This window comes from Psychrobacter glacincola (assembly GCF_965118485.1).
Lineage (GTDB): Bacteria > Pseudomonadota > Gammaproteobacteria > Pseudomonadales > Moraxellaceae > Psychrobacter > Psychrobacter glacincola_D.
In genome coordinates this window covers 55,142-76,239 of sequence record NZ_CBCPJH010000009.1, presented here as the reverse complement: position 1 = coordinate 76,239, position 21,098 = coordinate 55,142, and the positions used below count along the sequence as shown (strand labels likewise).

Below are 21,098 nucleotides of genomic sequence, written 5' to 3'. Positions count from 1 at the left end.
GTATAAGAGCATTGGTTCGATATGAGCCAATGCTCTTTTTATTTATATTGTTTTATACTATCTTTAATATGCTGTAAACGATTTTTTATTTTAAGCCGACCCAATCAACACCCAATACTTACTCTTTAAATGCTGAGTTTATGACTGATAAAATTATGACTACTACCTCTTTTGTACTGACTAGCTATAACATTCATAAAGGCATGTCGCCGATGAATCGCCAAGTCAAAATTCAAGGTATCGCTCAAGCCCTTGATATTATCGGCTCAGACATACTATGCCTACAAGAAGTACAGGGGCAGAACCTAAAACGTAATATGCAATACAACGAGTACCCCGACCAATCACAGCACGAATGGTTTGGTGAATATCTGCAGCTAGAAAATAGCTATGGCAAAAACTCAGAGTATGAAAATGGTCATCACGGCAATGCGGTATTAAGCCGCTTTCCGCTTGATCCTAAACATAATGTTAACATTACGGTCAATAAGCTTGAACAACGCGGTGTCCTACACTGCGAAGTACAACCGATAGGTTGGGATGTGCCAGTAGTGGTTTTATGCGCGCATTTAAACCTATTTGAGCGTGATCGTATCAAACAATACGAAGCGATTGCCAATTATGTCCGCGATGAGATTGCACCTGATCAGCCACTGATTTTGGCAGGCGATTTTAATGATTGGAAAAAAATGTCCTGTGATAAATTAGCGTCAAGTTTAGGTATGACTGAAGCCTTTAAACATTGTCACGGCAAGTTGCTGCCAACCTTTCCGGCGAAGCTGCCTGTGCTAAGCTTAGACCGTATCTACGTCCGTAATCTGAGAGTAAAAGACGCTTGGGTACATACCGGTAAGCCGTGGTCGACGTTGTCTGACCATCTGCCATTGAGTGCAGAATTAGCATTACCTTAAAATATAAAATCAAGAATTGATAAAATATTAAAATAAAAAGGATGGTAAATTATGTCTGATAAACAAATACCAATAACTCAACATGCAGTACTCATACGTGAGTTTGGTGAACCTGAAGTGATGATATATCAAGGCAATGTAGCCATTCCTGAGTTGACTGACAATCAAGTGCTGGTAAAAATTGCTTACGCAGGTATCAATCCAGTCGATTATAAAACCCGCCAAGGTAAAGGTTGGGGCGCTACCAACATTCAAAAAGATAAATTTGACCATGATCAGCCCGCAATTTTAGGTTTTGATATGTCAGGCACCGTAGTCGAAAGCCGTAGTGCAGATTTTGCGGTTGGTGATAAAGTAGCGGCATTAACCTTTGATGGCGGCTGCTACGCTGAATACGTCGCGGTTGATGCCAAAATGCTGGCAGTTGTACCTGAAGGAGTTACCTTAGAGCAGGCAGGAGCATTACCTTGTATCGGACAAACAGCGTTGCAGTTTGCTGAATTTGCTAATATAAAAGAGGGCGAGCACGTAGTAATGAATGCTCCAGCAGGCGGTGTTGGTCATTTGTTACTTCAGCTGTTGATGAATAAAGTTGCGAAAAATAATATCAAAGTCACGCTTATTTGTTCAGCAGAAAAATATGAAAAACTGGATAGCTTGATAGCTACTAGTGAGCTTGCAGGTTGGATTGATTATACCAAAAATGATGCGTTCCCTGAGCTGCAAGCTGATGTATTACTCGATTTGGTTGGTGATGAAGCAGGTGTACGAGCGTTAAACGTTGTGAAAGCATCTGGACGGGTATATGTTCTGCCAACGATTTGGGTAGATAAATTGAAAGACGCAGGTAGTCAAAAAAACCTAAGCGTTGAAGGTTATGCTGCACAGCGTAATGGCGAAGATATGGCGCGTGTTTTACAGCTGGTGGCAGATGGTCAACTGACTTTACGGTTGCAACAGACCTATCCGTTGTCAGAGGTCGTTGCTGCACATCATGAGTTGCAAAAAGGTGATGCCTTTGGTAAATTAGTATTGAAAGTCAGCTGAGCCAAATTTAATTTTTTGCTAAATTTAGCTAATAGCTAGCTTCGATTATTCGGGTGTATCTGGCGAAAGGTTAAGCTGATACGTCCTGTATTTACCATTTTAGTCTTGGTGATGCTGTGTTTCCAAAAGCTTTGGGTATCGCCGTGCATCACAATTAGCTGACCTGACTCAAGATAAAGCTCGACTTTATCTTGAGTTTTTTTATGCTTGAAGACGAATTTCCGTGTAGCGCCAAGTGATAACGAAGCGATAATCGGCTCCACGCCAAGCTCTTTCTCATCATCGGCGTGATAACCCATACCATCATCACCAGAAGGGTAGTAGTTGAGCAAACAAGAATTAAAATTAATATCAATGCCAAGTGCCGATAATTGCTCTTCAATATGATGTTTCACGTGAAACACAGTGTCTGTCCATGCTATGGCTTGATGAGACTGTCCAGAATATTGATAACTGACATCACTGTCGCCCATCCAAACGATTTGCCGCGTGGTAGTATGCGTCTTGCCAAATAAGGTGACAACATCCGCTTGCCAAGGTAGCTCGGTCACTAGGTTGTAGAATAAAGGACTGGGATAATCAATCGCAATTCCTAAATCATTTACCTGTCCGTCATAAGGCAAGAGGTTGTCAGTCGGCTTGCGCGCAAAAAGGTCAGTCATAGATAAGCCTATTTACTACTCTGATAATGCTCATTGATGACTTGGGCGCATATTTCTGGTGCTTCCATGGGCAATAAATGTCCATACTCTGGCAAGGAGATTATGCTCTCGTCAGGGACAAAATTTTGCCATTGCTTGCGTACTTTTGGGTTGATAAATAAAGTGGGCTTTCCAGTAATCAAAGTATAAGGGCAGCTCAGTTTTTTGAGCGCGGCATCAATATGAGGCGCACCAAAATAATTGGCAAGCTCTTGTTCCGGTGCAAACATCAAGCTGTAGCTTCCGTCATTATTGGCAGCCAAACTTTGCTCAGCAAACACCTTTAAGTGCTCATCGCTGATACGTTTATAAGCACGTTGCGCGCGTAAACTCTCGTAGTAATCATCGACGCTTGCCCAAGTTGATTGCTTAGTTAGCGTACTTTTAAATGGCTGTCTGCTCATTAAAAATCGACGCGGCAGTAAGTTATAAATGGTCGCTTGTTTTTTGGTAAAGGTCACAGGCTCGATAAGATATAGCTGTGAGAATAGCTCTGGACGCTTCGCTGCCGCTATGGCAGTAGAAGTCGCACCCTGCGAATGTCCAATACCGACAACAGGTTTATCTTGGGTTTTTTCTAAAAACTCAATCAGCATATCAGCATCTTGCTCACGTGTCAGGCGACGACTATTCGGTTTATCGTACCAATAGCCGCGTAATGCTAAGGAACTCAGCTCAAAGTTAGCTGATAGTTTCTTTAATAATGGCGTGTAAGTACCGACAGTAAAGCTATTACCGCCATAAAAATGCGCAGGCGCGCGTTTATCATCAGTTCGAGCAGTAGAGCTAAGCTGCTTTAAGTCGTAATAGCGGGCTTGCTTGCCCGCTAGGTTGACACGATTGGTATAAGCTTCCATAAAATAAACACGTTCCTGTGAAAGGTTGTTGGTAATATTGCTAGTAACGCACTGTAATTAGCTGTCTTCACCTAAGAAGCCACCGCTTTGACGATGCCACAAGCGCGCATAGACGCCATGTAGATTCAATAGCTCATCATGGCTACCTTGCTCGATAATTTGACCTTTATCCATCACGACCAGTCTATCAAGTGCGGCAATGGTTGATAGGCGATGGGCGATAGCAATAACCGTCTTGCCAGTCATAATATCGTTCAAGCTTTCAGTAATCGCAAATTCAATTTCAGAATCAAGGGCGCTAGTCGCTTCATCCAATAATAAAATCGGTGCATTTTTTAGCATAACACGAGAGATGGCAATGCGTTGACGTTGCCCGCCAGAAAGTTTGACGCCGCGTTCACCGACTTGGGTATCAAGCCCAGTATTACCTTTATCATCATATAAATCTTTGATAAAGTCCCATGCTTGGGCTTGTTTTGCCGCAGTAATAATTTCTTCATCAGAGGCATCAGGACGACCGTAAGCGATATTTTCACGCACAGTACGATGTAATAAAGACGTATCTTGAGTGACCATACCAATTTGCTGCCGTAAGGACTCTTGAGTAACTTCATCAATCGCTTGTCCATCGATATAAATTTTACCGCTATCAACATCAAAAAAGCGCAGTAGCAGATTCACTAAGGTAGATTTACCAGCACCTGAACGCCCAACCAAACCAATTTTTTCACCCGGTTTGATATCTAAATAAAAATTATCAAGTAGCTTCATCCGCGTGGCAATCATAGGATTGACCTCATCAATATAATCGCCTTCGATATCTTCGTTAATCTCATCACTCTCATAACTAAAGTCAACATGATCAAAGACAATTCGACCTTCGGTAACTGTTAACTCTGGCGCATTTGGTTTATCAACAACAGTTTGTGGCGCAGATAAAGTGCGCATACCATCTTGTACCGTACCGATACTTTCAAATAGGCTAGCTGTTTGCCACATAATCATTTTGGTAAGACCGTTTAAACGCAGTGCCATGGCGGTTGCTGCGGCAATCGCACCAACACCAAGCGAGCCCTGTTGCCAGAGATACAAGCCAATGCCAGCGGTCGACCCCAATAAAATAACGCTGATGGTATGATTAACGATTTCGAGTTGCGAGACCCAGCGCATTTGCGAGTGTACTGTGCTTAAAAATTGCCCCATTGCATCCTTAGCATAGCTCAGCTCACGACGTGAATGGCTGAATAGCTTCACCGTCATAATATTGGCATAGGCATCGGTGATGCGACCAACCATTAGGGCACGGGCATCGGCCTGCACAATGGCGGTATGTTTGAGCTTAGGAATAAAAAACCACATGCTCAAACCAAACAGTACAAACCAAATCACAAACGGGATTAATAATAAAACGTCTAAATTAAATAAAATAACGCCCGTAGTAATAAAGTAGACCAAAACATAGAGCAGCATGTCAGTGACCGTCATCACCGTATCGCGTACTGCCAATGCCGTTTGCATAACCTTTGCAGAGACACGACCAGAGAACTCGTCTTGATAAAACTGCATGGATTGACCCAGCATGCGCTGATGGAAACGCCAACGCATCTGCATTGGGAACACACCCTGAATCGACTGAAAACGAATCAAGGATGACAAGGAAATCCAGAAGGGACTGACAATCAATACTGCTAGCATGAGCAGTAAAATATCGCCTTTTTCGGTCCATAGCGTCTGCGGGGTATAGGTGCCCAGCCAGTCAACGATATTACCAATCCATGCAAAGAGCATCGCCTCATAGATACCGATACCAGCGGACAAAATCATAAATAGCAGTAGCCAGCCGCGCAAGCCCTCGGTACACGCCCACAAGAACTTAATCAGTCCATCACGAGGTAAGGGCAAGGGGGTGTCGGGGAAAGCGGATAGGCGGGATTCAAAAAAGCGAAATAAAGCGTTCATAGGCAGTAGTAATACGTCAACAGCAATACGTCAAGATAAACGCTAGCAAACGTTATCCTGAGTGGTTACTTATGTTAATAAAATAGCGTTCTATTTTAGCAAAACTTCGCAATCAGTCTTGCATGGTAATTGTAATTTGAACGCAGCAGACACCCGTAAGCTCATCTTATCGGGCATAAGGATAAATAGCTTGCTGCATAAAAAATATATTGTTACATTCTATGGCTTTCTCTCCTTTTAAAATTAACCTTGATATATATACATCCTCGACATTTTGGATGGTTAAAGCAAGACTAGGACTAAGACTAAGGCAAAGAATTATGATGTATTTAACGATAGCGGTACTGTGTAGTGTCGCCGTTTCAGTGTTATTGAAAGTATTGCGCCAGCGTGATATTGATATCCGCCAAACCATCGTTGCTGGTTATCCCGTCGCTTTTTTACTGACTTGGTTTTTACTCAAGCCAGATGTCAGTGGCATGAGCGCACTTGGCGGTGCGTGGGTAATTATCATCGCTCTTGGCGTACTGTTGCCTGCGGTATTTATCGTTCTCGGGCGTGCGATTGCAGCGGTCGGTATGGTGGCAACTGACGCCGCTCAGCGATTATCGTTAATTATTCCTATTGTCGCCGCTTTTTTATTATTTGGTGAAGTACTCACTGGCACACGTATTTTTGGTTTATTGCTTGGGTTTTTGGCACTCGGGGCGCTGATTTATCGTCCGCAGCAGCGGCAGATTAACAAACAAGCCAAATATACACCGCTCTGGCTGTTTGGTGTCTGGGCAGGCTATGGCATTATTGATATTTTATTCAAGCAAGTTGCCAAGCAAGGTGCTGCCTTTCCGCTGACATTATTTATTAGTTTTGGCTTAGCAGGTTTGTTGTTATTCATTTACTTGTTAATTGTGCGCGTTCGCTGGCAAGGCAATGCCTTGGCTGCTGGATTGTTATTGGGCGCGCTGAATGTTGGTAATATTTATGCTTATATTCGCGCCCATCAAGTATTGTCGGAGTCGCCAAGCATTGTCTTTACTGGTATGAATGTCGGTGTGATTGCGGTGGCTACTTTAATCGGCGTCGGTGTGTTTAAAGAATCCCTCAACCGTATCAATATCTTGGGCTTATTATTAGCGATTTGCTGTGTGGCAGTGCTGTTTTTAGCATAAGAGTTGTCATCTAGCCTCATGAATGTGGTGGTGATTTTATAAAAGCTTTATTGCATCAGATATAGGCATGCAGGGCGTCCTATGATAAGGTTATCTACAAACAGCAAGGCTAATATAGCTGGGAAAAGCTATTTGCCTTGTAATATTTGTCTTTAATGAATAAGAATAGGATGCACTTGCAATGGAATATCAAAACCAATATAACAAACAGCTACAACGTATCAAAAATGGTTCAGGATTTATTGCCGCTCTCGATCAAAGTGGTGGCAGCACCCCAAAAGCGCTCGAAAATTATGGTATCAATGGTGATGCTTATGACAACGACGAAGCCATGTTTGATTTGGTACATGAAATGCGTGCCCGTATTATGACTTGCACCGCTTTTGATAATGAGCGCGTCCTTGGGGCAATTTTATTCGAAGATACGATGGAGCGTGAAGTCAATGGTAAGCCGACTGCCAATTATCTATGGGAAGATAAAAATATCGTGCCGTTTTTAAAGGTTGATAAGGGCCTAGCTGAGCACATGAGTGGTGTGCAAGTGATGCGCCCGATGCCAAGTTTAGATTTGTTATTAGATAAAGCAAAGAACTATCCCGTATTTGGTACCAAAATGCGTTCAGTGATTTATGAGCCAAATGTCGATGGTATTGAGCTAGTCGTCCAGCAGCAGTTTGATGTCGCTAAGCAAATTATCTCAAAAGGCTTAATGCCTATCGTCGAGCCGGAAGTTGATATTAATAGTACTAAAAAACATGACTGCGAAATAATACTCAAAACCAATATTTTGCGCAACCTTGAGCGTTTAAACGATGAGCAGCAAGTCATGCTAAAGCTGACCCTGCCTGAAGAAGCTGGTTTTTATCAAGAACTGATTGACCATCCGAAAGTATTAAAAGTCGTGGCGTTATCTGGTGGCTATAGCCGTAGCGATGCCTGCGCTAAGCTCAAACAAAACCCAGGTATGATTGCCAGCTTCTCACGTGCCTTTACCGAAGGCTTGAGCAAACAACAAAACGATCAAGAGTTTGCAAGTATCATTGATAACTCAATCGAAGAGATTTATCAGGCGTCTAGGATTTAAAACTTAAAACTCAACTATAAAAAAGCCCCTGTAATTATTACAGAGGCTTTTTTGTGGTCGAAATAAATCAGTTACTTTTATCTTACTACATCTCTTTATACAACTGACGTCCTTCCGCGTGATACTTTTGCGTCATCTCGTCCATACCTTTTTGGATATCCGCTACGCTCATAGCGTCTGTAGCTTGTATACCATTTTCTTTAGCGTCTAACCCTTTAGCATACTCACGCACGTTCTGGGTGATTTTCATAGAACAAAACTTAGGGCCACACATGGAGCAAAAGTGCGCGGACTTGTGCGCGTCTTTTGGTAAGGTTTCATCATGAAATTCGCGCGCGGTATCAGGGTCAAGTGCTAGATTAAACTGATCGTCCCAGCGGAATTCAAAACGGGCTTTGGATAAGGCGTTATCACGCGCCTGCGCACCCGGATGACCTTTTGCCAAATCAGCGGCGTGAGCAGCGATTTTATAAGTGATGATACCGTCTTTGACATCCTTTTTGTTCGGCAAGCCTAAATGCTCTTTTGGCGTGACATAACAGAGCATTGCGGTGCCAAACCAGCCAATCATCGCCGCGCCAATCGCACTGGTAATATGGTCATAACCGGGTGCAATGTCAGTGGTCAAGGGTCCTAGCGTGTAAAAAGGCGCATCAGCACAGACTTCTAATTGCAAGTCCATATTCTCTTTAATGCGGTTCATTGCCACGTGTCCGGGACCTTCAATCATCACCTGTACATCGTGCTTCCATGCGACTTGGGTCAGCTCACCTAAGGTACGCAGCTCACCAAATTGCGCTTCATCATTGGCATCTTGCAGGCAACCAGGGCGCAGACCATCGCCTAAACTAAACGCCACGTCATACTGCTTCATAATCTCGCAGATATCTTCAAAATGCGTATATAAAAAACTTTCTTTATTATGAAACATGCACCACTGCGCCATGATAGAACCACCACGCGATACGATACCGGTCAAACGATTTGCCGTCAGCGGTACATAACGCAGCAGTACACCAGCATGAATGGTGAAATAATCAACACCTTGTTCGGCTTGCTCAATCAAGGTATCGCGGAAGATTTCCCACGTTAGATCTTCTGCAACGCCATCGACTTTTTCTAACGCTTGATAAATGGGTACGGTACCAATTGGTACTGGCGAATTACGAATCAGCCACTCGCGGGTTTCATGGATATGATTGCCTGTTGATAAATCCATGATATTATCCGCACCCCAACGCGTCGCCCACGTCATTTTCGATACTTCTTCATCAATAGAAGAACCCAGCGCAGAGTTACCGATATTGGCATTAATTTTGACTAAAAAATTACGCCCGATAATCATTGGCTCAGATTCAGGGTGATTGATATTATTTGGAATAATGGCACGACCGGCAGCAACTTCATCACGGACAAATTCAGGGGTGATAATAGCAGGCGTGTGCGCACCAAACGTTTCGCCTTCGTGCTGGCGCATATCGGTCAAGGCGTGCTGTTTTTGGGTTTCGCGGATGGCGATATATTCCATCTCAGGGGTAATAGTACCGCGACGGGCGTAGTGTAGTTGAGTAACATTACCTACTTTTCCATCAACAGTTTTAGCACGGCGCGGCTTATCGATATGAGAAAAACGTAGATTGGCAGTACTGATATCACGGGCACGTGATAAGCCATACTCGCTAGATAAGCCGTCTAATTGTTCGGTATCGCCACGCTCTTTAATCCAGCCTTCGCGTAGTTTTGGTAAACCTTTAGTCAAGTCAATGTGGGCATCGGGGTCGGTATAAACGCCTGAGGTATCGTAAACATAAAACGGCGGATTTTGCTCCCATTTACTTTCAGGAACGCCTTGGATGGGAGTAGGGTCAAGGGTAATCTCACGCATCGGCACTTGAATGTCAGGACGTGAGCCTTCGATATAAACTTTGCGCGAGGCAGGCAAAATGCGATGCAAGTCGCGCGCGTCTTCTTCAAAACGAGCGTCAGTTTCGCTGCGATGGGCTGGGGTTTTTAGCGCGTCTACCTTGCTTGTTTTTACAGGGGTATGCGTGGTGGCTGGTGAGCCAATATCTGAAGTATTCATATGCTGTCCTAGCGTGTTGTCCAGTGGTAAAGGCAACACCGCCAGTAGCTGCGGGGCAAGACTATCTTATACCGACAAATTCAATCGCAAGATAATGGCTTATCAAAATAAATATTGATAAGTCATCTATAAAGGATTGGTGGGCATCATTTTTATTAAAACAGCATTTAGCAGTATAAATCGCTGCTCGATACTGGCAATAATAAAAAGGCATTTCTGCGCGCCCTTTGTACGATACAACATAGGCTTAAGACTTCCCTGCGTCGGTACTAACCGCATCAGGTTCGGCGGGTGGTTTCTCAGCGACCATACGTTAACTGCACATTAAGCAGTCAATATATATCGCACCCCGAGTCTGTCAGTGTTGTAAATCACCTTTATACTAGCAAACTTCACCAGCAAGTCCCAGCCATTTAGCGGCTTTATTTTTAGCGTGGTATTTCTATCACTGTTGCTAACTGGCTATACGTAAAGCTTAAAGAATGACTTATCCTTTACTCTCTGGTGTCCAACCTTGCGCGCGCTCATAATCTTCATTATCCAAAAATTTATCACGCTGCTCGGTTAAAAACTTCTTAGCTTCAGGGTCGAGCATGCTGAGATGATTTTCATTAATCAGCATCGTTTGTTGCTCAAGCCATTCTTTCCAAGCTTTTTCAGAGACTGTTTCTTGTAGTTCTTGACCTTTTTTATTCGGAAAAGGCGGATGCGGCATTTTTGGCAAGTCTTGATGATATTTACGGCAAAAAACGGTATTGGCTTGTGGGTTAAAAGTTTCGGTCATGAATGACTCCTGATTTATAATGATTTTTTTAATGATGTTAAGGATAGGTGAGATTGCCTAATACTGTACCTGATTCTGCTCAAAAAAACACCCGCAACAAAGGCGGGTATTTTTAATAATAAAGCGCTAATATTTTTAAATAGATATTAAGCAGCTGTTAAGCAAATACTTCTAAGCGTGTACGACCACGGCTAATGGCTTGTTTGACCTGATTCGGTGCCGTGCCACCTAAATGGTCACGCGCGGCAAGTGAGCCTTCTAAAGTCAAATACTCAAACACATCATCGCCAATGGCATCGCTAAACTGCTGCAATTGAGCCAAGGATAAATCACTTAAATCTACGCCCTCGCGAATACCTAACGCAACGGCATTACCCACCACTTCATGGGCATCACGGAACGCAACGCCATTACGTACTAGATAATCAGCTAAATCGGTCGCAGTCGCATAGCCTTTCATGGTGGCAGCGCGCATATTTTCTTTATTTGGCGTGATGTTGGGTAACATCTCAGCAAACGCCAACAATGAACCCGTTAAGGTATCAACGCAATCAAAGAGTGGCTCTTTGTCTTCTTGGTTGTCTTTATTATAAGCAAGCGGCTGGCTTTTCATTAGGCTTAATAAAGTCATTAGCTGACCAAATACGCGCGCTGCTTTACCGCGAACCAACTCTGGAACATCAGGGTTTTTCTTTTGCGGCATGATCGACGAACCAGTACAAAAACGGTCAGGAATCTGCACAAAGTTAAATTGCGCTGACATCCAAAGAATAATCTCTTCACTCATACGCGACATGTGCATCATCAAGATAGAAGCAGCCGAGGTGAATTCAATGGCAAAATCACGATCCGACACCGCATCGAGTGAATTTTGGCAAATGCCTTCAAAACCTAACAGCTTAGCGGTAATCGTACGATCGATTGGAAAGGTTGTACCGGCAAGGGCAGCACTACCCAATGGCATCTGATTGATACGGCGACGTGCATCGACTAAGCGTTCGGTATCACGGTATAACATCTCAAACCATGCCATGACGTGGTGACCGAAACTGACTGGTTGTGCCGTTTGCAAGTGCGTAAAGCCCGGCATGATGGTATCGGTATGCTGTTCGGCTAAATCTAATAAACCACTTTGCAAGCGCACCAATAATGCAACGATATTGTCGGTTTCTTCACGCAACCAAAGACGAATATCGGTAGCGACTTGATCATTACGGCTACGTCCAGTATGTAGCTTTTTGCCAACCGCACCGACGATGTTGGTTAGGCGTGATTCGACGTTCATGTGCACGTCTTCTAGCGCAATAGACCATTGGAATTCACCGGCTTCGATTTCGCGTAGGACTTGATGCAAACCATCAATAATGACAGCAACGTCATCTCTGCTTAAAATATCGCACTCTTTAAGCATGGTCGCATGAGCGATTGAGCCTTGAATATCATGGCGCGCAAAGCGTTGGTCAAAGCCAACAGAGGCGGTAAAGGCGGCAACGAAACTGTCTGTTGCTTCACTGAAGCGACCACCCCACATCTGCTGACCCTGAGAGTTGGTAGGGCTGTTTTGCGCAGCAGTATTTGTTAGAGAAGCATCTGTGCTAGAATCAGAAACAGATGGATTTTTATTTGAATCAGGATTACTAATATTTGAAGAGTTGGCGTTCATATCAGTCTAAGGCCAGTCAAGAGAATAAGAACTCAAGTATAGCAAATGATGAGGTTGCCTTACTAGCGGAGCGCTTAGAGTTTTTTATACCGAGGCTCATGGAAATCATGAAACCTGGGCAGTGGCTGCTTACAATTTTTTTCTGGTCGCTTTTTTTGGCGATTGTCGATCGCAATAGCGTGGCTAATGAGACGCAATTTATCATAAAAATGACGGCAAGATTTGTCCAAACTACCTTAACGCTGCTGCCATCCTTTTATATCATCGACTACCTGCGCCCTGTTTTTAAACGTATGAGCACCTTAAAGGCCAGCTTATATGTTTTGCTCATCATTACCATAAACGCCGTAACTACGCTGACATTGGTTCTGCTATTGATGATGAATACGAGTTTGTTTGACTTTACTCTGTCAGCTTTTATCTCAACCGTCATCTTTAATGTATTAATTATTGCAGGATTTACCATTACAGGATTGCTGGTCTTTTTACGTCGTTATCGTGATATGACGGCGCTTAAGCAATCATTTGAGCAAAAACTTAGCGCGCAAAACGATGTACTTAAAGCCCGTCTCGCCCCGCATTTCTTTTTTAATACTATTAATACATTGATGTCACTTATTGAGTCCAATCCAACACGTGCTGCCGACTTATTACAGCACGTGTCAGCACTATTTCGTGCCAGCTTTAATGGTGCGCGCGAGATTAGTTTTGAAGAAGAAGTTGCACTTTGTGAGCATTATTTAGCGATTGAATCGATTCGATTAGCAGATAAGCTGGTCGTCAGTTGGCAGTTGCCTGATGAAGATGTGATGTACGATATGACCATCACCGCTTTAAGTTTACAAAGCGTGATTGAAAAAATGTTGATTAATGTGGTTGAGATGAGCACTGAAACCGTTTACAGTGATATTAAGGTTACCTGGATACAGCATCGTGTGACGATTACCATCAGTATGCAATTACCTAAAAACAGCTTAATGATTCACCATGATTTGCGCCAAAATATGGATTTTTATATTCAAGCAGAGCGCCTACGTGCGTACTTTGGACAAAGTGCAGATATTCAAAGTACGGTGACAAACAAGCAGATTGTGACGGTTATTGACTATCCACTACAAGATGTGAGCTTATAACCATATTAGTGACTACTATTGGTATTTATTTGCCGTGGCATATTTATTGCATCTTTTATCATATCGTAATAATCATATGAATTGATACTATTAAATATATATTCAAAGTATGCCCTTGGAAGGAGCTTGCATGCGGATCGTAGTTTGTGATGATGAGCCATTAGCTCGTGAGCGTTTGGTTAGGATTGTTCGAGAGTCAGGTCATATCGTAGTTGCCCAAGCAAAGACGGGTATAGAAGCCATCGTCGCCGTAAAATCGCATCAGCCAGATATTATATTACTAGATATCCGTATGCCGGAGATGGATGGCGTAGAATGCGCACAAGAGCTTGCCAAGCTAAAGCATCCGCCTGCTGTCATCTTTGTGACCGCCTATGATCATTATGCCATTGCCGCTCTAAAAGCCAACGCCATTGGTTATTTGCTAAAGCCTGCTAATAAAGATGAGTTGCTAGAAGCCCTACAAAAGGCGACCAACCTCAATGCCGCACAGTTAAATGAGATTCTTAAGCTTGAGAATCCGACCTCGCGACCCGTGCGCGAGCATATCGCTGCGCGTACCCATCGCGGTGTTGAATTGATAAAACTGAAAGATATTTACTATTTTACAGCAGATCAAAAGTACGTCAAAGTACGGCACAAAGATGGTATTGTGCTGATTGATGACACTTTAAAAGAGCTTGAACAAGAGTTTGAAGACAAACTATTCCGTGTGCATCGTAATGCTATTATCAATGTCAAATATTTGGATTTTTTAGAGACGCTAGATGCCGGTCAATATCAGCTGCATTTTAAGGGGATTGATGAGACTTTAGCGGTCAGTCGTCGTCACCTGCCAGCACTGCGCGAAAAGATTCAGAATATTTAATCATAGTATGCCTTGCCTCCTAAAATAATCATGCCATATCATCAAACCCTTATTTATGCTTAAATAGGGGTATTTTTTTTACCTTATTATTGTTATAGACGATTTTTTGACCCATTTCGAGTGACATGCTTGCATGATTGTCGAGCACTGACACTCTAGTAATAAAATGATTGAGGCCTTTTATGAGCACCATGCAACAACCTGCTTTGACTACCTTAAATATCGCTACACGCCAAAGCCCTTTGGCATTATGGCAAGCTGAGCATATTCGTGACCGGCTACTTGCCTTGTATCCTGAGATGACCATCAATCTATTAAAAATCGTCACTAAAGGTGACAAGATTTTGGATACCCCACTGGCGAAAATTGGCGGTAAAGGCTTATTTGTTAAAGAGCTTGAGCAGGCATTGTATGACAAGCAGGCAGATATTGCCGTGCACTCACTCAAAGATGTGCCGATGGATTTGCCAGAAGGATTGATGTTAGGCGTTTACTGTAAACGTGCTTCACCAACTGATGCATTTGTATCCAATACTTATAGTAGTATCGATGAGCTGCCACAAGGTGCAGTAGTCGGTACTGCCAGTTTACGCCGTCAATGCCAAATCAAAGCCTATCGTCCAGATTTGCAAATCAAAACCTTACGCGGCAACGTTGGTACGCGCTTAAGTAAGCTTGATGCGGGCGAGTATGATGCGATTATTTTGGCAACTAGTGGTTTACAGCGTATTGAGCTTGATGAGCGCATTCGTAGTGAGCTAGATATTGATATTTGCTTGCCAGCAGTTGGGCAAGGTGCATTGGCGATTGAATGTCGCGCCGATGATGCTGAAGTGTTAAAGCTGTTAGCTCCACTTAATGATGACAAAGCTCGTATTCGCCTGATTGCTGAGCGTGCGCTTAATCGTCATCTGCAAGGCGGTTGCCAAGTACCAATTGCTGCTTATGCCGTACTACAAAAGACTGAAGCATCGACGACTGTTACTGACGACAATAATGGTAATGATGACGCAGGCGATATCTTGTGGTTACGTGGTCGCGTCGGTCAAGAAGATGGTAGTGAGGTGCTTAAAGCTGATAAACAGGTGACACTAACTGGCAGCCAATCTGAGCAAGAAGCACAAGCTAATCAGCTGGGCATAGAGGTAGCTGATATGTTATTGGAAGCTGGTGCTGGTGAAATTTTAGCAGCGATATACAACGCCAAATAACAGCTAGATTTAATACTATTTAACGCTTGTTATTACCTTAAATGTAAAGGCATCGTTATATAGATAATTTTACATTTAACTTTATTATATTCGCTTTTTTACGGTATGTTTATGTCTGGGTACTCATCTAAGTCGACTGATTGCAATCAGTCAAATGATAAGCCGTTATCACTAGCAAGAACTGTCATCAATACACGCCCAGTAGAGCGAGCAGCGCCGCTTACGCAACATTTGCAAGAGGCAGGTCTCACAGTCGTAGATATACCAATGCTAGCATTAGAAGCGCGTGCGACTAGCGATAATGATATGCGGCTGATACGCCAATGGCTAGCGGGCGAGTATCAAGCGCTCGTTATCGTTAGCCCAACGGCAGCAGCGTCAGGTTTGGCTATTTGGCAAGCGTTTGAAAATGAGCGCCAAGCGTTGGATGTCGCTATTAGCGATACGCATGACAGTGTTAGTATTTTAACAGCACCAAGTCATATTATCGCCGTCGGTGAAGCGACTGCTGCGGTGCTAAAAGATGTAAAGCTACCAGCTGCTAGCTATCAAGTGCGACAGCCTACCATAGCCAACAATGAAGGAATGCTAGCAATGCCTGAGATTGAAGGCTTGCAAGCAGGGGATAAGCTGTTGGTATGGCGCGGTCTTGGGGGACGACGATTGCTAGTCGATACCTTGCAAGCACGCGGTGTGTATATTGATAGTATTGCGTGGTATGAGCGCAAGATGCCTGTGGGTGCTATCGCCCAGTATCAGCATTGGTTGCAAGGTTTTAATAGTCAGAATGAGATAGATGGTATAACGGCATCACAGCCAGAAAAACCTATTGTTATTGTGAGTAGTGGTACCGCCTTTGAGCACTGGCAAGGTATCGTTGAGGCTACTCAAGTATCAAATTTAGGTGCAGAAAATCAAGCGCTGTCAGTTAATAAAGCACTTAAGCTATCAGACTTTGCTTATGTGGTATTGGGTGAGCGCCTAGCTAATATGGTCGCTGAGCAGCAGCTAAGCTATTGGCGGGTGGAGAATTTAGCACCGCAGACCATTCTTAGTGTTATTGATACCGCCTGCTTATAATATTTAAAAATGTAAGACGCTTAATCTTATCAATCATGAACGGTGTGGCCTTATGCCAATGAACTCTGACTCGTTACCGAAAGACCCGTCTGCTTTACAGCAGCGCCGGCAAGCAAATATGTTTTTGATACGCTTGCAATGGGTGGTTATTTTACTGCTGATAGCGGCTTTGCTATGGCTTTATATCAGTCAGCAGCGTTTTGAGCATACGGTTAATGAGCGTTTGCAAAGCAATGAGCAAGTGGTCAGCCGTCTCAATGAGATGGATGACCGCTTATTTGCTGTGAGTCAACAGGCAGTGCCTACGCCTAGAACTGCTGCTAGTAGCCAAGCGCAAAACCAGCTGGATCTATTACGCATTCAGGTACAAGCAGCAGACAGACTATTGGCAGACAGCAATAACAGCGCTGCCATTGATCTATTGCAAGGATTACATTGGCAGCTATCACAAAGCAGTAATGAGATTGCGCCTGCGCTCACGGTCGTCATTAAGCAAAGTTTGGTAAAAGATATCGAGCGTTTACAGGCAAGGAGCGCTCAGCCAAGTCCTTGGCAACTACAAAACCTTGCCATTCAAAATATTCAGGATTTTCTATACCGTCATGAGCGCGCTGTTTATGTTGATATAGGCGCTAATGCTGATACCTCACAAAAGAATACATCCACTAATAATAGTAATTTAACGCGCAAGCAACTCACGATTCATGAAGTCATTATGACCTTAAACTTAGCGAGTCAGGCAAGCAATATGCATGACCGTGAACAGCTGGTGACGTATTTAAACGAAGCAGGCAAGCAGCTACAAACGCTTGTCCCTAAAAAATTAGGACAGCCTATTGACGATAGCAAACCCGTTACTGAGGACAATTCCTTATCAGCCAAATCCTCTCCTAAGAGTATTGCAGAAGTAATAGAGGGTTTAGATCGCTTGATTGCCAACGCACCAACAGCGTCGCCGTTATTAACCTCGCAGATTTTGAATAAGCCGCGACGTTAATGATTTACTGGTTTACGCTGTTGTTTTAAAGGATTATCGTTTTAGAGAACAATCAAAAAATAAGAGATAGACAGTTATGGAAATTCTTCATCAAACATCTTTAGCCAATACTTTGGATAATCATCGTCCTGACGAGCTATCTCATTATCCTATTATTCATCATCAGCCTATTCATTGGGGTGAGATGGATGCCTTTAACCATTTAAATAATGTGGTGTATTATCGCTATGCGGAGTCGGCGCGTATTGGCTATTTGCAAGCACTTGGTATGTTCGATGGCAGTATGGTCACGGTATTGGCACAATCAAGCTGTCAGTATCTGTGCCCAGTAACGTACCCAGATACCTTGTTATTAGGTGTACGCTGTCAGCGTTTGGGTAATACCAGCATAGTAATCGAGTATAGCTATTATAGCTGCGCCCAAGAAGTAATTGTCGCCACGGCAGACGCAGTCATTGTCCGTTTAGACAGCGACGGAAAAGATAAATTACCGTGGACAACTGAAGAGCGCGAGCGACTTTTGGCATTAGAGGCGACATTTGGTCATATTCCACAAGTATAAGTAGGATATTTTACGACGGCATATTAAGCAAATACTAAAAAGGCGAACCAACCTCAGTTGATGCGCCCTTTTTATTGATCATAAGTTTCTATTAATTAAGTATATTAATCTTGCTTTGGTGCATGGATAAAATCAACCACATTCAAATCAAAACCTGACAATGCATAAAACTTCATCGGTGATGATAATAAACGCATATCACGTACGCCTAGATGACGCAGTATCTGTGCGCCCACACCAATGCTGCGATATGGTTGTTGAGTAATAGTAGACAGCGCTTCATTGGAAGCCGCTTTATCCAAGGCATCACCCAAGTCAGTTGGCTCATGATTGCCAATCCATACCAAGACACCGCGCTCCGATGCATTGATTTCTTTTAGGGCAGATTGCACGCTCCAGCCGCTACGACCAGTGGTGTCGTTTTTGGCAGCAAACAAATCGCGTAGTGGGTGGAAACCATGGACGCGAACGGTGCTAACACCTTGACTGACATCACCTTTTACCAAGGCTAAATGGGTTTCAGTAGCACCAAACTCACGGAAGCGATGTAAGGTAAAGGTACCGTATTCAGTTTCAAACGGATGCGATGCAACCTCTTCAACGGTTTGCTCATTGGCAATGCGGTAGTTGATCAAATCTGCAATCGTACCAATTTTTAGATTATGCTCTTTGGCAAATATTTCAAGGTCATCACGGCGTGCCATGGTGCCATCGGCATTGATAATCTCAACAATTACCGCAGCTGGCTCAAGTCCAGCCAATCTTGCCAAGTCACAACCCGCTTCGGTATGCCCTGCACGGTGCAATACGCCACCGTTTTGTGCCATGATTGGGAAAATATGCCCAGGCTGTACGATGTCTTCTGGTTTTGCAGCTGCTGCAACCGCTGCTTGAATGGTACGCGCGCGGTCAGCAGCTGAGATGCCTGTAGTCACGCCTTCAGCCGCTTCAATAGAAACCGTAAAGTTGGTGCTAAATTTCGCTTCATTGCGATCAGACATCAATGGTAGTGCCAATTGCTCACAACGTGCTTGCGACAAGGTTAGACACACCAAGCCACGAGCATGGGTAATCATAAAGTTGATGTCGTCAGGGCGTACATGCGTCGCTGCCATGATAATATCGCCTTCGTTTTCGCGATCTTCATCATCCATCAAAATGACCATTTTACCTGCACGAATGTCTTCGATAATCTCAGGAATCGTATTTAAACTCATAGCAAATCTCAATATTTTATTATGTATAAATAGGTTTGATTGGAGATATAAATTATTATCTGCCTATTGTAGCAGTAGATTGCCCAAAGCACAGTTACCATAAAGCAAAGTGTGCCTCGGTAAAATCTTGATAACAGTAATATGCTATAAAAATGACCTGCTCAATTGGCTTGTCTATATCATTATGAGGACATTTTAACGCTTTTCATCCCAACGTGCTGTTTCATCTTCTTAATATATCAACTAGCCGGTCAAAAATAGTGATAAGTATTATTAATGATGGCTATAGCATGCAATTTTGAAAGGTAAAAGATGGGTAATAGAAATGGTAGATAACTGGGCTTACTTTCGTCGCTTGTTATCGATAGTTTGAAAAGCAGTTCAAAATATATCAGTCATTACTAGCCGCTTGGCTTTTTAACCATGCCATAAATTGTTTGCTGTGCTGTTCACGCTGATTGTCCGCAAACTCGTAAAAGCGCGTACCTATTAAATTATCCGGTAAATAGCTTTGCGCATAATAATGGTTGGGATAATCGTGCGGATAAACATAATCTTGTCCGTAGCCTTGAGTACGCATCAATTTGGTTACGCCATTACGCAGATGTAGCGGCACTGATGAGGCATCTTTTTCTGCTAAGCTCATCGCGGCATTGATAGCGTTATAAGTGCTGTTACTCTTGGCGCTGGTTGCTAGATATACCACGACTTGCCCTAAAATAATACGCGATTCTGGCATGCCGATGGATTGCACACTACGCAATGCTGCATCCGCGAGCAGTAAGGCATTGGGGTTGGCATTACCGATATCTTCGCTAGCCAAAATCACCAAACGCCGCGCAATAAAATCGGCAGGCTCGCCACCAACGAGCATCCGCGCCATCCAGTATAGCGCCGCATCTGGATCTGAGCCGCGCACCGACTTTATCATAGCTGATACCATATCATAATGCTGCTCGCCATCTTTATCATAGCGTACCAGTGCCGTCTGGGCGACACGAGCGACCAAAGCATCATCGATGATGAGTGGTGATTGTTTGCTATCAGCCGTCTGAATGGCAAGCTCTAACAAGTTAAGGGCTTTTCTTGCATCACCATGTGACAATTGGCTAATGGTTTGCTGTGCTTGCAACTCGACTGTTAGATTTATTAGTACCTTATCTTCTAAAAGCGCACGTTTTAATACAGCACTAATTTGCTCAGGTGTTAGCGGTTCTAAACGATAGACTTGGCAACGTGAAAGGAGAGCGTTATTAACGCTAAAAGAGGGATTTTCGGTCGTTGCACCAATCAAGGTAATATCACCAGACTCTACGGCGCCGAGTAGCGCATCTTGCTGGGCTTTATTAAAGCGATGAATCTCATCAATAAAAACTACTGGCGATTCAAAACTCAATGAATCCTTACTATCTAACACTTCACGTAACTGCTTAACGCCAGTATTTAAGGCAGATAGCGCATGGAAGGGTCGTCCGACGGCATCGGCGAGCAACATAGCAATGGTTGTTTTGCCAATGCCTGCTTCCCCATGCAAAATAATAGACGGCAGATGTCCTTGCTCAACCAAGCGTCGTAACGGCGCACCTGCTGCTAACAAGTGCTCTTGACCAATAATAGCGTCAAGGGTAGCAGGGCGCATCCGTTGGGCGAGAGGGGTATCAGCATGAAAATTAGGTGGCATAAAATTCTCTATTCGTTCTATTGTTTAAGGGCTTTTATTATTTAAGGATTTTTATTATCGAATAGCTTTTATTATAAATTTAAGCAGTTAT

The 21,098-nt window shown here is 43.5% G+C and carries 18 protein-coding genes and 1 riboswitch; of the genes, 10 read left to right on the top strand and 8 right to left on the bottom strand.

Going from position 1 to position 21,098, the window contains the following annotated elements:
- The first annotated feature begins 140 nt into the window (after window positions 1-140).
- Both ACMHKH_RS04945 and ACMHKH_RS04940 read left to right on the top strand, forming a co-directional pair.
- Window positions 141-911, top strand: a complete 771-nt coding sequence (locus ACMHKH_RS04945) for an endonuclease/exonuclease/phosphatase family protein (RefSeq protein WP_413519554.1) — start codon at window positions 141-143, stop codon at window positions 909-911.
- 51 nt (window positions 912-962) lie between these two features.
- Entirely contained in the window at window positions 963-1,958 is a 996-nt protein-coding gene (locus ACMHKH_RS04940) for an NADP-dependent oxidoreductase (RefSeq protein WP_413519553.1), read from the top strand.
- Window positions 1,959-1,993: 35 nt separating this feature from the next.
- Here the strand turns inward: ACMHKH_RS04940 and ACMHKH_RS04935 are convergent, their stop codons facing one another.
- The 3 genes from ACMHKH_RS04935 to ACMHKH_RS04925 are packed head-to-tail and all read right to left on the bottom strand — an operon-like array spanning window position 1,994 to window position 5,475.
- Window positions 1,994-2,620 carry an alpha-ketoglutarate-dependent dioxygenase AlkB family protein gene (locus ACMHKH_RS04935; RefSeq protein ID WP_413519552.1) on the bottom strand — a complete coding sequence of 209 codons (627 nt, stop codon included), beginning with the start codon at window positions 2,618-2,620 and terminating at the stop codon, window positions 1,994-1,996.
- Between the two features lie 8 nt (window positions 2,621-2,628).
- Window positions 2,629-3,516, bottom strand: coding sequence for an alpha/beta fold hydrolase (locus ACMHKH_RS04930; protein WP_413519551.1), 888 nt, complete (start codon window positions 3,514-3,516; stop codon window positions 2,629-2,631).
- Between the two features lie 57 nt (window positions 3,517-3,573).
- On the bottom strand, window positions 3,574-5,475 hold the full coding sequence (locus tag ACMHKH_RS04925) for an ABC transporter ATP-binding protein (RefSeq protein ID WP_413519550.1): 1,902 nt from the start codon (window positions 5,473-5,475) through the stop codon (window positions 3,574-3,576).
- A gap of 320 nt (window positions 5,476-5,795) precedes the next feature.
- On the opposite strand from ACMHKH_RS04925, the gene ACMHKH_RS04920 reads away from it, so the two are divergent.
- Together ACMHKH_RS04920 and ACMHKH_RS04915 are read left to right on the top strand one after the other, a co-directional pair.
- Window positions 5,796-6,644, top strand: a complete 849-nt coding sequence (locus ACMHKH_RS04920) for an EamA/RhaT family transporter (protein WP_413519549.1) — start codon at window positions 5,796-5,798, stop codon at window positions 6,642-6,644.
- Window positions 6,645-6,825: 181 nt separating this feature from the next.
- Window positions 6,826-7,728 carry a fructose bisphosphate aldolase gene (locus tag ACMHKH_RS04915; RefSeq protein ID WP_413519548.1) on the top strand — a complete coding sequence of 301 codons (903 nt, stop codon included), beginning with the start codon at window positions 6,826-6,828 and terminating at the stop codon, window positions 7,726-7,728.
- Between the two features lie 85 nt (window positions 7,729-7,813).
- Here the strand turns inward: ACMHKH_RS04915 and thiC are convergent, their stop codons facing one another.
- The 3 genes from thiC to argH all read right to left on the bottom strand — a co-directional run bounded on the left by thiC (window position 7,814) and on the right by argH (window position 12,126).
- Complete coding sequence (gene thiC, locus ACMHKH_RS04910; protein WP_413519547.1) at window positions 7,814-9,811, bottom strand: phosphomethylpyrimidine synthase ThiC; 1,998 nt, start codon at window positions 9,809-9,811, stop codon at window positions 7,814-7,816.
- A 238-nt stretch (window positions 9,812-10,049) separates the two neighbouring features.
- Window positions 10,050-10,173, bottom strand: a riboswitch (TPP riboswitch).
- Window positions 10,174-10,298: 125 nt separating this feature from the next.
- Complete coding sequence (locus ACMHKH_RS04905; RefSeq protein WP_413519546.1) at window positions 10,299-10,595, bottom strand: oxidative damage protection protein; 297 nt, start codon at window positions 10,593-10,595, stop codon at window positions 10,299-10,301.
- A gap of 157 nt (window positions 10,596-10,752) precedes the next feature.
- A complete protein-coding gene (gene argH, locus ACMHKH_RS04900; protein ID WP_413519592.1) occupies window positions 10,753-12,126 on the bottom strand; it encodes an argininosuccinate lyase in 1,374 nt (457 codons plus the stop codon).
- Between the two features lie 230 nt (window positions 12,127-12,356).
- Between argH and ACMHKH_RS04895 the strand changes: the two genes are divergently transcribed.
- From ACMHKH_RS04895 to ACMHKH_RS04870, 6 genes are all read left to right on the top strand, one after another.
- Complete coding sequence (locus ACMHKH_RS04895; RefSeq protein WP_413519545.1) at window positions 12,357-13,391, top strand: histidine kinase; 1,035 nt, start codon at window positions 12,357-12,359, stop codon at window positions 13,389-13,391.
- A gap of 130 nt (window positions 13,392-13,521) precedes the next feature.
- Window positions 13,522-14,259: a LytR/AlgR family response regulator transcription factor gene (locus tag ACMHKH_RS04890; RefSeq protein ID WP_413519544.1), complete on the top strand. Its 738-nt coding sequence runs from the start codon at window positions 13,522-13,524 to the stop codon at window positions 14,257-14,259.
- A 182-nt stretch (window positions 14,260-14,441) separates the two neighbouring features.
- The gene (gene hemC / locus ACMHKH_RS04885) at window positions 14,442-15,470 is read left to right on the top strand and encodes a hydroxymethylbilane synthase (protein ID WP_413519543.1); all 1,029 of its coding nucleotides are present in this window, start codon (window positions 14,442-14,444) and stop codon (window positions 15,468-15,470) included.
- Between the two features lie 111 nt (window positions 15,471-15,581).
- Window positions 15,582-16,550, top strand: coding sequence for a uroporphyrinogen-III synthase (locus tag ACMHKH_RS04880; protein ID WP_413519542.1), 969 nt, complete (start codon window positions 15,582-15,584; stop codon window positions 16,548-16,550).
- Between the two features lie 52 nt (window positions 16,551-16,602).
- Window positions 16,603-17,547 (top strand): hypothetical protein, encoded by a 945-nt coding sequence (locus ACMHKH_RS04875; RefSeq protein ID WP_413519541.1) that lies wholly within the window; start codon window positions 16,603-16,605, stop codon window positions 17,545-17,547.
- Between the two features lie 76 nt (window positions 17,548-17,623).
- On the top strand, window positions 17,624-18,109 hold the full coding sequence (locus ACMHKH_RS04870) for an acyl-CoA thioesterase (protein WP_413519540.1): 486 nt from the start codon (window positions 17,624-17,626) through the stop codon (window positions 18,107-18,109).
- 104 nt (window positions 18,110-18,213) lie between these two features.
- Here ACMHKH_RS04870 and ribBA read toward each other — a convergent pair whose 3' ends face one another.
- Window positions 18,214-19,326, bottom strand: a complete 1,113-nt coding sequence (gene ribBA, locus ACMHKH_RS04865; RefSeq protein WP_413519539.1) for a bifunctional 3,4-dihydroxy-2-butanone-4-phosphate synthase/GTP cyclohydrolase II — start codon at window positions 19,324-19,326, stop codon at window positions 18,214-18,216.
- A 391-nt stretch (window positions 19,327-19,717) separates the two neighbouring features.
- Complete coding sequence (locus tag ACMHKH_RS04860) at window positions 19,718-21,007, bottom strand: replication-associated recombination protein A (protein ID WP_413519538.1); 1,290 nt, start codon at window positions 21,005-21,007, stop codon at window positions 19,718-19,720.
- Between the last annotated feature and the right edge of the window lie 91 nt (window positions 21,008-21,098).

Bases quoted from the DNA above. Each gene is read 5' to 3' on its own strand.
- ACMHKH_RS04915 (WP_413519548.1), top strand. From the start codon at position 6,826: ATGGAATATCAAAACCAATATAACAAACAGCTACAACGTATCAAAAAT.
- ACMHKH_RS04880 (WP_413519542.1), top strand. From the start codon at position 15,582: ATGTCTGGGTACTCATCTAAGTCGACTGATTGCAATCAGTCAAATGAT.
- argH (WP_413519592.1), bottom strand. From the start codon at position 12,126: ATGTGGGGTGGTCGCTTCAGTGAAGCAACAGACAGTTTCGTTGCCGCC.
- ACMHKH_RS04875 (WP_413519541.1), top strand. From the start codon at position 16,603: ATGCCAATGAACTCTGACTCGTTACCGAAAGACCCGTCTGCTTTACAG.
- ribBA (WP_413519539.1), bottom strand. From the start codon at position 19,326: ATGAGTTTAAATACGATTCCTGAGATTATCGAAGACATTCGTGCAGGT.
- ACMHKH_RS04920 (WP_413519549.1), top strand. From the start codon at position 5,796: ATGATGTATTTAACGATAGCGGTACTGTGTAGTGTCGCCGTTTCAGTG.
- ACMHKH_RS04860 (WP_413519538.1), bottom strand. From the start codon at position 21,007: ATGCCACCTAATTTTCATGCTGATACCCCTCTCGCCCAACGGATGCGC.
- ACMHKH_RS04895 (WP_413519545.1), top strand. From the start codon at position 12,357: ATGGAAATCATGAAACCTGGGCAGTGGCTGCTTACAATTTTTTTCTGG.
- ACMHKH_RS04945 (WP_413519554.1), top strand. From the start codon at position 141: ATGACTGATAAAATTATGACTACTACCTCTTTTGTACTGACTAGCTAT.
- ACMHKH_RS04890 (WP_413519544.1), top strand. From the start codon at position 13,522: ATGCGGATCGTAGTTTGTGATGATGAGCCATTAGCTCGTGAGCGTTTG.
- ACMHKH_RS04925 (WP_413519550.1), bottom strand. From the start codon at position 5,475: ATGAACGCTTTATTTCGCTTTTTTGAATCCCGCCTATCCGCTTTCCCC.
- ACMHKH_RS04905 (WP_413519546.1), bottom strand. From the start codon at position 10,595: ATGACCGAAACTTTTAACCCACAAGCCAATACCGTTTTTTGCCGTAAA.
- ACMHKH_RS04935 (WP_413519552.1), bottom strand. From the start codon at position 2,620: ATGACTGACCTTTTTGCGCGCAAGCCGACTGACAACCTCTTGCCTTAT.
- hemC (WP_413519543.1), top strand. From the start codon at position 14,442: ATGAGCACCATGCAACAACCTGCTTTGACTACCTTAAATATCGCTACA.
- ACMHKH_RS04870 (WP_413519540.1), top strand. From the start codon at position 17,624: ATGGAAATTCTTCATCAAACATCTTTAGCCAATACTTTGGATAATCAT.
- thiC (WP_413519547.1), bottom strand. From the start codon at position 9,811: ATGAATACTTCAGATATTGGCTCACCAGCCACCACGCATACCCCTGTA.
- ACMHKH_RS04940 (WP_413519553.1), top strand. From the start codon at position 963: ATGTCTGATAAACAAATACCAATAACTCAACATGCAGTACTCATACGT.
- ACMHKH_RS04930 (WP_413519551.1), bottom strand. From the start codon at position 3,516: ATGGAAGCTTATACCAATCGTGTCAACCTAGCGGGCAAGCAAGCCCGC.